Origin of the sequence: Plantactinospora solaniradicis (genome assembly GCF_042658085.1) — a bacterium.
GTDB classification, from domain to species: domain Bacteria; phylum Actinomycetota; class Actinomycetes; order Mycobacteriales; family Micromonosporaceae; genus Plantactinospora; species Plantactinospora solaniradicis.
In genome coordinates this window covers 1-13472 of sequence record NZ_JBHSPR010000003.1, presented here as the reverse complement: position 1 = coordinate 13472, position 13472 = coordinate 1, and the positions used below count along the sequence as shown (strand labels likewise).

Annotated in this window: 3 protein-coding genes; 2 read left to right on the top strand and 1 reads right to left on the bottom strand. The window is 70.0% G+C overall.

What is annotated here, in order from left to right; genetic code table 11:
- The first annotated feature begins 34 nt into the window (after positions 1 to 34).
- Complete coding sequence (locus ACFP2T_RS05465) at positions 35 to 4627, top strand: amino acid adenylation domain-containing protein (RefSeq protein WP_377418001.1); 4593 nt, start codon at positions 35 to 37, stop codon at positions 4625 to 4627.
- Positions 4628 to 4802: 175 nt separating this feature from the next.
- Here the strand turns inward: ACFP2T_RS05465 and ACFP2T_RS05460 are convergent, their stop codons facing one another.
- Positions 4803 to 5342, bottom strand: a complete 540-nt coding sequence (locus tag ACFP2T_RS05460; RefSeq protein ID WP_377417999.1) for a chromosomal replication initiator protein DnaA — start codon at positions 5340 to 5342, stop codon at positions 4803 to 4805.
- Between the two features lie 915 nt (positions 5343 to 6257).
- Between ACFP2T_RS05460 and ACFP2T_RS05455 the strand changes: the two genes are divergently transcribed.
- The coding region (locus ACFP2T_RS05455; protein ID WP_377417997.1) for an amino acid adenylation domain-containing protein at positions 6258 to 13472 on the top strand (7215 nt) is incomplete at its 3' end.

Genomic DNA, 13472 nt, shown 5'->3' with positions numbered 1-13472 from the left:
GGTGTTGGAGTTCGTCGGCCGGGCCGATGACCAGGTGAAGGTGCGTGGGTTCCGGGTCGAACCCGGTGAGGTCGAGCAGGTACTACGGACGCATCCGGGCATCGGTGAGGTGGTCGTCGTCGCCGCCGGCGCCGACGCGGACCGGCGGCTGGTGGGGTATGTGGTGCCCGCCGACGCGGTGGTCGGGATGCCCGCGGTGGAGGAGTTGCGGGGCTGGGCCGGGACCCGGCTGCCGGAGTACATGATCCCGGCGGCGTTCGTGGAACTGACCAGTCTGCCGCTGACCGCGAACGGCAAGGTCGACCGGGCCGCGTTGCCGGAGCTGGACAGTGTCCGGCCGGACCTGGCCGACGCGTACGTCGCCCCGTCCGGGCCGACACAGGAACTCCTGGCCGGGATCTGGGCCGAGCTGTTGGGCGTGGACCGGATCGGGGTACGCGACAACTTCTTCACCCTGGGCGGGCATTCCCTGCTCGCCACCCGGGTGGTGTCCCGGATCCGGGCCGTGTTCGCCGTGGAGGTGCCGGTCGCGGCGTTGTTCGACGGTCCGACGATCGCGGGTCTCGCCGAGGTGATCGACGCATCGGCGCAGGGGACCGATACCCCGCCGATCGTTCGGGTGGACCGCGACGGGTTGTTGCCGTTGTCGTTCGCGCAGCAACGCCTGTGGTTCCTGGCCCAGCTCGACCCCGGCTCGATCGAGTACAACATGCAGATGCCGATCCACCTGGCCGACGAGCTTTCGGTGGAGGCGCTGGCCACGGCGCTTGGCGGGCTGGTTGCCCGGCATGAGGTGCTACGGAGTCGGCTGGTCGCCGATGCTGACGGGGTGCCGTGGCAGGTGGTCGACCCGCCGGCACCGTTCGACCTGCCGCTGATCGACCTGTCCGGCGAACCAGACCCGGCCGCCGCCGTACGGGCGTGGCTGGCCACCGATGCGGTGGTGCCGTTCGACCTCGCGGCCGGGCCGTTGTTCCGGGCGAGCCTGCTGCGGGTGGCCGCGGATGAGCATGTGCTGGCGCTGGCGATGCATCACGTGGTGGGTGACGAGTGGTCGGCCAACATCCTGCGCCGTGAGTTGGACGTGTTGTATGCCGCGGCCCTGGAAGGAACAGAGTCGGGTTTGGCGCCGTTGCCGGTGCAGTACGCCGATTTCGCGGTGTGGCAGCGGCAGTGGCTGACCGGCGACGTCCTCGAGGAACAGCTCGACTACTGGCGGCAGCGGTTGACGGGTGTGCCGACGCTGGAGTTGCCGACGGATCGGCCGCGGCCGGCGGTGCGGTCCTCGGAAGGCGCGCTGATCAAGTTCATGATCCCGGACGAGGTCGCGGAGGCGTTGCGGGTGGTGTCCCGTGCGTCCGGGGCGTCGATGTTCATGACCCTGTTCAGTGTGTACACGATGTTGCTGAGCCGGTGGTCGGGTCAGGACGACGTCGTGGTGGGCACCCCGACCGCGAACCGCAACCGGGCCGAGATCGAGGGCCTGATCGGCTATTTCATCAATACCCTGGTGCTACGCACCGACCTGTCCGGCGACCCGACCGTTGCCGAGTTGCTGAGCCGGGTGCGGTCGGAGGCCCTCGCCGCGTTCGCGCATCAGGATGTGCCGGTCGAGCGTCTCGTCGACGAGTTGGTCACGGATCGGGACCGCTCCCGGACCCCGTTGTTCCAGGTGCTGTTCAACTACTTCACCGATGACAACACCAACACCAACACCAACACCAACAACGGCACCGGCGACGGCGACGGCGACGGCGACGGCGAGACTGTCGGTCGGACGAGTGAGGCCCTGGCGAAGTTCGACCTGCGGTTGATCGTGACGGAACGTGGTAGAGGTCTGGTCGGTGCGGTGCATTACGCGACGCGGTTGTTCGACGAGTCGACGATCCGGCGGATGATCGGGCATTTCCTGCAGTTGCTGATCGAGGTGACCGGAGATACCGGGACGCGGCTGTCTCGGGTCGGGCTGCTGACGGGAGCGGAGGCGGCCCAGCTGTCAGCCTGGAAGACCAAGGATGCCCCGGTACCGGCCGTAGCCGGAGTGCACGAGCTGGTCGCCCGGCATGTCGACTCGGACGCGGTTGCGGTGGTGTGCCGCGATGAGGCGTTCACCTTCGGGCAGGTGCTGACCCGGGCGTACCGGCTGGCGCACTATCTGCGGTCAGTGGGAGTGAGCTCGGAATCGGTGGTCGCCCTGGCGGTGGAGCGCGGGATCGACGTTGTGGTCGGGATGTTGGGCGTGTGGGCCGCTGGCGGGGCGTACCTGATGATGGACGCCGGGGCGCCTACGCAGCGTTCGGCGTTCATGCTGGCCGAGGGCGGCGTGTCGGTCCTGGTCGGATCCACCGACGCGGTCGGAGAGCTGCCGGTGGGCCGGCTGCGGACGGTGCTGCTGGACGACCCACTGGTCGAGACGATGCTGGCCGGACTGCCGGACACGCCGCCACGGGTGCCGGCCGCGGTGGATCGGGTGGCGTACGTGATGTTCACCTCCGGATCGACCGGTCAGCCGAAGGCGGTCCAGGTCACCCACCGTGGATTGGTCAACTATGTGGCCGGAGTGCCGGCCCGGTTGGGCATCGGCGCGCCGGGCGGGTCGTACGCGTTGCTGCAGCCGCCGACCACGGACTTCGGGAACACGGTGTTGTTCACCGCGTTGACCACCGGTGGATGTGTGCACTTCGTCGACCCGGCGACGGTAACCGACCCGGAGGCGGTCGCGGGCTACCTGGCCAATCACGCCATCGACTACGTGAAGATCGTGCCGTCGCATCTGGCCGGTCTCACCGGCGGGGCCGAACTGGCACGCCTGCTACCGGGCCGGACGCTGGTACTCGGTGGTGAGGCGACCCCGGTCGGGCTGGCCCGCGAGATCGTCGCCGCCGCCGGGGAGCGGGTGGTGGCCAACCACTACGGCCCGACCGAGACCACGATCGGCGTGGCCACCGTCCAGCTGGCGCGAACCATGCTCGATGATGCGGTGGTGCCGATCGGCGCGCCGCTGCCGAACCTGCGGCTGCACGTGCTGGACCGCGCCCTTCGGCCGGTACCCGTCGGAGTGCATGGCGAGCTGTACGTCGGCGGACCGGGCCTGGCCCGTGGGTACCGGGGCCGACCGGAGCTGACCGCGGAACGCTTCGTGGCGGACCCGTTCACCACAGACGGATCACGGCTGTACCGCACCGGGGATGTCGTCGCATGGCGTCCGGACGGGCTGATCGGGTTCTACGGCCGCGCCGACGACCAGGTCAAGGTACGCGGACACCGGATCGAACCGGCCGAGATCCAGGCGGTACTCGCCACGCATCCGATGCTCGCCGCGGCGGTGGTCGTGGCCGACGGCGTAGCCGTGCAGCGGCGGCTGGTCGCCTACCTCGTCCCGGCCGACGCCGCCACCGGTATCCCGCCCGTCGCGGACCTGCGCGCGTTTCTGACCGCCCGGCTGCCCGAGCACATGATCCCCGCCGTGTTCGTCGAACTCGCCGCTATCCCGCTGACCGGCAACGGCAAGCTCGACCGCGCCGCGCTGCCCAGCCCGGACGGGGCACGACCGGATCTCGTCGACGCCTACACCCCGCCACGCACCGCGACCGAGCACACCCTGGCCGGGATCTGGGCGGAGGTGCTGGGTGTCGAGCGGGTCGGCGTGCACGACAACTTCTTCGAACTCGGCGGCCACTCCCTGCTCGCCACCCAGCTCGTCGCCCGCCTTCGCGGCACCGGTCACGAGGTCAGCATCGGCGACCTGTTCGACCACCCCACCATCGCGGGACTGGCACCGCTGCTCGGTGACCAGTCCGAGACAGGGCCTTCGCGCTCGGCGGTGCAGATCCGCCGAGGCACCGACGACCCGCCGCTGTTCTTCGTCCACTCCGGCACGGGCAGTGTCACCGACTACGCCGGGATCGCCAGCCATTTCGCTGACGGACAGCGCATTATCGGCCTGCAGTCACGTGGTCTGGTCGACGACGAGGAACCCCTCACCACGGTCGAGGAGATGGCCCGCACGTACCTCGATGAGGTCCGCAGGATCCAGCCCAGCGGCCCGTATCTGTTCGCCGGCTGGTCGATGGGCGGCTACGTCGCCCTCGAAATGGCACGTCAGCTGGGCAGCGACACCGCCGACGTGTTCCTGGTCGGACCACCGCTGCACCAACTGGTCGGCAGGCGTCGGATGCGCCGGGACCGTAAGGCGATCCTCCGGCTCGTGCGTGCACTCACCAAGGCGATCGACAACGGCAACCCACTGCGGCCGTCAGCCGAGAAGGAACTGCTCGAGTCCTGGAACATCGACGACGACGGTGTGGCCGCTGTGAAGGCGGGGGAGGCGCGGCAGTTGCGAGCCGGACGAGCCGGCCTGATCAACAACCTGGCCGCTGCCCAGTACCGGGCGCTTCTCGCCAGGCGGCAGGTACGCCATGACGGCCGGGTCGTGTTGTTCATCCCCAAGGAGGACACGCCGCGGGTGCAGGACGCGACGCTCAAGCAGTGGCTCGCGATGCTCCCTGACACGTCGGAAATCCTTCACGCCCCCGGCACGCACTTCACACTCGTCCGCGGCGACGAGGGCGCCCAGTTCGCCGGTCGATGGTTGAGCGCCGAACTCGCCAGCCGATGCCACACCTGATGCATCACAGGTCGACCGGCTGAGCCGCATCGGCCGGTCCCGGACCTGGCCGGCAGACTGGGATTAGGGCGTTCGCGTAGGTGATTCGAGCGGAAGGGCATGCCGAGGGCGTCTCGGCGCGACGAGGCCCGGATCGCAGGTCGTTGCGATCCGGGCCTCTCTTCGATGTCGAGGCTCACCGAGCCGGTTTTGTCGCCATCCCAGGTGGAAGCCTTACCCTGGCACCATTGGGTGGCTCCTGCGACTTACAAGCCGTCCTTGCGCCGCGCCACGCGGAATTGTTCTCCAGGGGGTGCATATCCGATGGCGGAATGAAGACGCCTTCGGAGTCAGGATCGGGCCAGTTGGGTATGTTGTGTGAACGGATGCACTCGGCCCATTTGCGCAACTGATCCATGTCCGCAGCGCTCAACGGTGCGCGTGACGGCGGCGCTGCTCCTTTTGCGGAGCGGAACAGATCGTCGCAGGCGGCCGGTGGTCGCGTGTCGAGCACGTCCTCCGGAAACGCCCATTCACCATTGTCGTCGAGCTGAGGGTCAGGCCAGTCAGGGCGCCCGTTTTCGCGCGCACATTTGGCAGCCTCGGTGAGCGTCTGCTGGCGATCGTCCGCGCTGGGCGCGGCGGCCGGCTCGGCATCGGAATCTCCACCGCCACTGCTGCACCCGGCGAGGGCGATAATTGTGGCTCCTGCCACGGCGAGCGTACGTAGCTTCATGCTTCAACGTTCGCTGACGTCGCTCCAGCTAGCCTCCCCCAAAAGTAGCCTCACGCCACCCCGATTTTGGGTGTATTGCCCGTGTCCGGGGTTGAGTTCCCGGGGATCGTCCGGGGGTGATGGGCATGGCCCGCCGCGGCGGAGGACGCCATGGTACGCGGCGTGTTGGCGGTGTGGCAGCCGGGGCCCGGCGGCTCAGGCTGGATTCCACAACGGTGCACGGCTACGCCGACCCTGACCGAACCCGAGGCTCGGTCGGCCCGAACGGCACCTGCAGAGCCCAGCGCCTCCACCGTCACCGGGTCTACCCACAGCAGCGGTGCGCTGGGGACACCGGCACAAACCAGCTGTGTGCGGAGGTTCGGGTACGTGGCGCTCTGGAACTGGCAATCGCCGACTACCCCACACCCGAGGCGATGCGCCGCGTCGGCGAGGCCCGCCTGGCCGCCATCCTGAGGCACAACAGCTACCGCCGAACGGATCGGCCACCGAAGGCCGAGGCAGGCGGGTCCGGCGGTCGACGCGGGGCGCGGTCGACTGCGGTGGCTCGGTTCTGGAGCCGCGATGGGGCCGCTCTGACGGCCTTGTGGTCTTCCTTGTCCCTGTCCCGGGCGCCTGTCAATGTCCTTATTGGCCGGGATATGAGCACTCGTGAGGCAGCCCGGCCGAGATCGACCCGGCCGAGACAGCCCGGCCGTGATGGCGCCCGCCCCCGCCCCGGCGGGACGGTCCATCCGGTGGCTGGACCGGTGACGCCGCCGTGGTGTCAGGCGGTCTGAGCTACCGGCTTCGTTCGGTCCCAGGAGTGGAGTGGCCATGCGGATAGCGTTTCGCCTGACGGGTTTGCTCGACGTCGCTGCCTTGGGCTCGGCCCTTGAGGCGCTTGGCGGGCCTGGGACCAGGTTCGAGACCACGGTGGCGGACTCCGTCCCGGATCGCGACGTGGTGATCCGGGAGGCGCTGGCGTTGCCGTTGGAGTCCGGCGCCGATTCCGCCGTCGTAGGGCGTCTGATGACCATCGGCCCGGACGATCATCTGTTGCGCCTGGCCGTGTCCGGTCCGAGCGCCGAAGCGGTGGGCGGAGCCCTACTCGTCGGCCTGCCAGCGGCCTACGCGGCGGCCCGGGCGGGCCGGCCCGTCCCGCCGCTGGCGGAGCCGGCCGCTGCGCCGCGGTACACGCTGGAGCTTGCCACGGATCATCCCCGGTCGGCCGGACGTGGCGCGCGGACCGTCGAGGCGCGGTTCGGGTCGCTGCCCGGCGACCGGGACGTGGTACTCGCCGCGTTCCTGATCCTGCTTGGGCGTTACACCGGGCGGTCGGAGTTCGTCGTCGGTGTGGCCGATGAACGCACCGGGGTCCTGGTGCCGGTGCGTGGTGATCTGTCCGGTGATCCGCGCCTCGACGATTTCATCGAACGTACGCGACGGAGCCTTGGCGAGGCTGTCGCCGACCAGCCTGCCGCCGGTGGGCGACCCTGGTTTCAGGTGGTGTTCGACGTCCCGGGAGCGCGTGAGCGTCGGTTCGGCGTCGGCCGGTGGACCGACGACCTGGACGCCGAGCTGGTCGGCGTGGCCGAGGACGTCGTACCGCCGGACATCGCGTTGTGCCACGGCGAGGACGGGTCGTCGCTGCGCTACCGGTCGGAGTTGTTCGACGAAGCGACGATCCGGCGGCTGCACGGCCACCTTGCCGTCCTGCTTTCCGCGGCGCCGGGCGCGGCGTCCAAAGGCCGGGGGCGGCGTCGCCGACCGCGAGTTCTGCGCTTGTCGGAGCTGCCGATGCTGGACGAGGCGGAGACCCGTCTGGTGTTGTCGGAGTGGAACGACACCGGGGCGCCGGTGGTGCCGGTGGCGGGAGTGCAGGAGCTGTTCGAGGCGCAGGTGGTTCGGACGCCGGATGCGGTCGCCGTGAGCTGTGCCGGGGATTCGTTGAGTTATGCCGGGTTGGATGCGGCCGCGAACCGGCTCGCCCGGCACCTGCGCGGTCTCGGGGTGGGTCCCGAGGTGGTCGTGGGTGTGGCGTTGGAACGCAGCCTGGAGATGGTGGTGGCGCTGCTGGCGATCTGGAAGGCCGGCGGTGCGTACCTGCCGTTGGACCCGGACTATCCGGCGGAGCGGCTGTCGTACATGGTGTCCGACAGCGGGGCGTCGGTCGTGATCGGTACTGCGGCGCGGGTCGCGGTGTTCGCCGAGCACGTGGGTGTGGTCGCGGTGCTGGACGATCCGCGGACCCGGGCGGCGGTCGACGGCGAGTCGGGTGCCGGGCTGGGGCTGGTGACGGATCCGCACCAGCTGGCTTATGTCATCTACACGTCGGGTTCGACGGGCATGCCGAAGGGTGTGCTGGTGGGTCATCGGGGTGTGGTGAACCGGCTGGTGCGGATGCAGGAGGTGTGGGCGCTGGCTGCGGCGGATCGGGTGCTGCACAAGGCGCCGTTGAGTTTCGACGCGTCGGTGTGGGAGCTGTTCTGGCCGCTGGCGGTCGGTGCGGAGGTGGTGGTGGCGGAGCCGAGCCGGCACCGTGACCTCGACTATGTGATCTCGCTGCTGGAGTCGGGTCGGATCACGGCGGTGCAGTTCGTGCCGTCGTTGTTCCGGCTGTTCACCCAGCATCCCGCGCTGCCGGCGCTGCCGTGTCTGCGGTACGTGTTCTGTAGCGGTGAGGCGTTGTCGGGTGAGGACGTGGCGCGGTTTCACGCCCGCAACGCGACTGCGACGGTCGGGAACCTGTACGGGCCGACGGAGGCATCGATCGAGTCGACGTCGGCGGTTTGTGAGCGGGGCGACACCGCGACGCCGCCGATCGGACGCCCGATCGGCAACGCGCGCACACTGGTGCTGGACGCGTTCCTGCGGCCGGTGCCGGTCGGGGTGCCGGGTGAGTTGTACGTCGCTGGTGTCGGGGTGGGTCGCGGGTACGCGGGCCGTGCGGCGTTGACGGCGGAGCGGTTCGTGGCGGACCCGTTCACCGGTGGCGGGGCGCGGTTGTATCGCAGTGGTGACCTGGTGCGCTGGCGCGGCGACGGGCAACTGGAGTACCTGGGCCGTATCGATCAGCAGGTGAAGGTTCGTGGGGTGCGGATCGAGCCGGGTGAGGTGGAGGCGGCGCTGCTGGCCCACCCGCGGGTCAGTGATGCGGTGGTCGTGGCGCGCGGTGAGGCGCACGACCGGCGGCTGATCGCGTACCTGGTGTCCGGTGTGCCGTTGAGCGCCAGCGAGTTACGGGCGTTTTTGCGGACCCGGCTGCCGGACTATCTGGTCCCGTCGGTGTATGTGCCGCTGGCGGCGATTCCGCTGAACCCGAACGGGAAGGTAGACCGGGCGGCGCTGCCGGATCCGCAGGCGGCGCGGCCGGAGCTGGCGGCGAGTTTCGAGGCGCCGCGGACGGTGACCGAGACGGTTCTGGCGCGGTTGTGGGCGGCGCTGTTGGGCCTGGAGCGGGTCGGGGTGACCGACGATTTCTTCGACCTGGGCGGGCATTCGCTGCTGGCCACGCAGGTGATGTCGCGGGTGCGCAACCAGTTCGAGGTGGAGCTCGATCTGGCGGTGTTGTTCGAGGGCCCGACGATCGCGCGATTGGCCGGCGCGGTGGATGGTGCGGTGCCGGGTGAGGTGGCCCCGCCGATCGTGGCGGTGCCGCGTGCCGGCGAGCTGCCGTTGTCGTTCGCGCAGCAGCGGTTGTGGTTCCTGCATCAGCTGGAGCCGGACTCGGCGGAGTACAACGAGCCCCTGGCGCTGCGGATCACCGGTGCGCTGGATGTGGAGGCGTTGCGCGGCGCGTTGGACGAGCTGGTGCGTCGGCACGAGGTGTTGCGGACCCGGCTGGTGACCGGTGCGGACGGCCGCGCGTATCAGGTGGTCGACGAGTTCACCGCGTCGGGTCTGGTCGTGACGGACCTGAGCGGGCAGGCGGATCCGCTGGCCGCGGCCGTCGCATGGGTGGCGGCGGATGCGGTGGAGCCGTTCGATCTGGCCACCGGTCCGTTGCTGCGGGCCCGGCTGCTGCGGCTGGGCGCCAGTGACCACGTGTTGAGTCTGTGTTCGCATCACGTGGTGTCCGACGAGTGGTCGGTCGGGTTGTTGCAGCGTGAGTTGACCGCGTTGTACCGGGGGCCGCTGCCGCCGCTGACGGTGCAGTACGCCGATTTCGCGGTGTGGCAGCGGCAGTGGCTGACCGGTGCGGTGCTGGACCGGCAGCTGGACTACTGGCGGCAGCGGCTGGCGGGGGCGCCGACGTTGCGGATTCCGACGGATCGGCCGCGGCCGTCGGTACGGTCCTCTGCCGGGGCGCGGGTCGAGTTCACCGTGCCGTCGGCGGTGACCGCCGGGTTGCGGGCGGTCGCCCGCGATGCCGGCGCGACCACGTTCATGACGTTGTTCTCGGTGTACACGGTGCTGTTGGCGCAGTATTCCGGGCAGGACGACATTGTCGCGGGAACCCCGATCGCGAACCGTAACCGGGCGGAGATCGAGGAGCTGATCGGGTTCTTCGTCAACACTCTGGTGTTGCGTACCGACCTGTCGGGGGATCCGTCGTTCGCCGAGCTTGTCGGGCGGGTCAAGCAGGTGGCGCTGGGCGCCTACGCCCATCAGGACCTGCCGTTCGAGCAACTCGTCGACGCTTTGGTCGATGATCGGGACCGGTCGCGTACCCCGATTTTCCAGGTGTTGTTCAACTACAACCAGGGCGACGTGGGCGGTGCGGCGCCGCAGGTGGACCCGACGATCGGGATCACCGTGGCGAAGATCCCGTCCCCGATCTCGATCAAGTTCGACCTGCGGCTGATCTTCGATGACGTCGATGGGGTGTTGTCGGGGGCGATCGAGTACAGCACCGCGCTGTTCGACGAGGCCACGATGCGACGCTGGGTCGACCGGCTGCTGATGCTGCTGGCGACGGTCACCACTGACCCGGCGGTCCGGTTGTCCGCCCTGCCCCGGACCACGATCGAGGAGCGGCGGGAGCTGGTCGGGTGGAACGCGACCATGGTGCCGGTCGCCACGGTCGGCGGGATGCACGAGTTGGTCACCGCCTCGGCGGGGGTGGCGGTCGTCGCCGACGGTGTCGAGCTGGGTTATGCCGAGCTTGAGACGCGGTCGAACCGGTTGGCGCATCATCTGCGGCGGCTGGGTGTCGGGTCGGAGACGGTGGTCGGGTTGTGCCTCGGTGGTGGCGTCGAGGTCGTGGTGGCGCTGCTGGCGGTGTGGAAGGCCGGCGCCGCCTATTTGCCGTTGGATCCCGGTTATCCGACGGAGCGTCTGTCGTACATGCTCGGTGACAGCCGGGCCATGGTCGTGCTCGGCGTGCGGGATGTGCTGGACGAACTGCCCGCCGGCCGGCTGCGCACGCTCGCTGTTGACGATGAGTTCGTCGCGGCTTCGATCGCCGCCGAACCCGGGACCCGGCCGGATGTCGCCGTGTTGGCGGACCATCCGGCGTACGTGATCTACACGTCGGGTTCGACGGGCCGGCCGAAGGGTGTGTGGGTGACGCACCGTGGTCTGGTCAACTACGTGCACGCTGTCGCCGGTCCCGCGCGGCTGGGTGGCGCCGGCCGGCGGTACCTGCTGCTGCAGCCGATCGCGACGGACTTCGGTAACACGACGATGTTCGTGTCCCTGGCCACCGGCGGTACCCTGCACGCGCCGGGGGCGCGGATCGCGATGGACGCCGACGCGGTCGCCGGGTACCTGGCCGAACACGACATCGACTATCTGAAGATCGTCCCGTCGCACCTGGCCGCGTTGGTCCGCCAGCGGGGGGCCGCCGATCTGCTGCCGGCCCGGACGCTGCTGCTGGGCGGCGAGGCGGCGCCGTCCGGTCTGGTCGCCGACCTGCTCGCCGCCGCCGGCGACCGGGTGGCCGTGGTCAACCATTACGGCCCGACCGAGACCACGATCGGCGTCACCGCCACCGTCCTGGACCGCGGCCAGGTACTCCTCGGCCACCCCCTGCCCAACCTGCGCCTCTACGTCGCCGACGCGTCGCTGGACTTGGTCCCAGTCGGCGCGGTGGGTGAGCTGTATGTTGCGGGGCCGGCATTGGCGCGCGGGTACGGCAACCGGCCCGACCTGACCGGGGAACGGTTCGTCGCCGACCCGTTCGCCGCCGACGGCGGTCGGCTGTACCGTACCGGTGACCGGGTGCGGCGGCGCAACGACGGCCGGATCGAGTTCCTCGGCCGGGTCGACGAGCAGGTGAAGATCCGTGGTTTCCGGATCGAGACCGGCGAGGTCGAACGCGCCCTCCTCGGCCACCCGGACATCGCCGAGGTCGCGGTCGTGGCCCGTACCGACGGCGACGACGCGCGGCTCGTGGCCTATCTCGTCCCGGTCGACGAAGCCACCGGCGTCCCGCCGGTCGGTCACCTGCGCACCCACCTGAGCCGGACCCTGCCCGAGCACATGATGCCGTCGGCGTTCGTGTGGCTCGCGGCGCTGCCGCAGACGCCCAACGGCAAGACCGACCGTCGGGCGTTGCCCGCACCCGACGCGGTCCGCCCCGACCTCGTCGACGAGTACCACCGCCCCCGTACCCCTACCGAGGAACTCCTCGTCGGCATCTGGTCGGAGGTCCTCGGGGTCGACGGCATCGGTGTCGACGACGAGTTCTTCGAGATCGGCGGGAACTCGCTGCTGGCCACCCAGGTCGTCTCGCGGATCCGGTCCGTGTTCGACGTCGAGATGTCCCTCGTGACCGTCTTCGACCACCCGAGCGTCGCGGGCCTCGCCGCTGTCGTGGAGCAGGGCGGGGTGCGGGTGGACGCGCCACCGCCGACCCCGGTCCCGCGTACCGGGCCGCTGCCGTTGTCGTTCGCGCAGCAGCGGTTGTGGTTCCTGGCCCAGCTCGCCCCGGACTCGACCGAATACCACAACACCGAGGCGGTCCGGCTGCGCGGCGAGCTCGACGTTGACGCCCTCCGCGCGGCGCTGGACGCGCTGGTGGTGCGGCACGAGATGCTGCGTACCCGGCTGGTCGCCGGTGAGGACGGCACCGGCGCTCAGGTCGTCGACCCGGCGTCCGGCTTCGACCTGCGGATCACCGACCTCAGCGCCGAGCCGGACCCGGGGGCGGCGGCCCGTGCCCTGCTCGCCGTTGACGCCGCCGCGCGGTTCGACCTGTCGGCGGGTCCGCTGCTGTGGGCGCGGCTGGCCCACCTCGGCGAGCGCGAGTACGTACTGGGCCTGCTGTGGCACCACGTGATCACGGACGAGTGGTCGGCGCTTGTGCTCCGCCGTGACCTGGCCGCGCTGTACGACGCGTTCCGGCGGGGCGAGGCGTCACCGCTGCCGCCGCTGGCGTTGCAGTACGCCGACTTCGCCGTCTGGCAGCGGCAGACGCTCGACGGTGAGGTGCTGGATCGGCAGTTGGATTACTGGCGTGAGCAACTCGCCGACGTGCCGGTGCTGGAGCTGCCCACCGACCGGCTGCGGCCGACGGTCTGGTCGCGGGAGGCGGACCTGGTCGAATTCATGGTGCCCGGCGACATCCTGGCGGCGTTGCGGGAGTTGTCCCGACAGAGCGGCGCGACGATGTTCATGACGTTCCTGGCCGCGTTCAGCGCGGTGCTGGGCCGCTACAGCGGGCAGGACGACATCGTCGTCGGGGCCCCGTTCGCCGGTCGGAACCGGGCCGAGGTCGAGGACATCGTCGGGTTCTTCGTCAATACCCTCGTCATGCGGACCGACCTGTCCGGCGATCCGACCTTCGCCGAGCTCCTCGACCGGGTCCGGCGTGCGGCGCTGGGCGCCTACGCCCACCAGGACGTGCCGTTCGAGCAGGTTGTCCAGGCGGTCCGGCCGGCCCGGCAACGTGACCGGAACCCGCTGTTCCAGGTGATGTTCACGATCGACCGGGTCGGGGACGAGCGGGTCTCGCTGGCCGGTCTCGACGCCGAGCCGTTCCACGTCCACGTTCCGGAGTCCCAGTTCGACCTGACCCTGCGCTTCACCGAGCGCGGCGACGATCTCGTCGGGCTGCTGCACTACAGCACCGCGCTGTTCGACCGTTCCACCATCGATCGGCTCGCCGGGCATCTGACGACGGTGCTGACCGCGGTGGCGGCGGATGCGGGTCGGCGGTTGTCGCAGTTGCCGGTGCTGACCGCGGGTGAGGTGGATGACCTGGCC

Bases quoted from the DNA above. Each gene is read 5' to 3' on its own strand.
- ACFP2T_RS05460 (WP_377417999.1), bottom strand. From the start codon at position 5,342: ATGAAGCTACGTACGCTCGCCGTGGCAGGAGCCACAATTATCGCCCTC.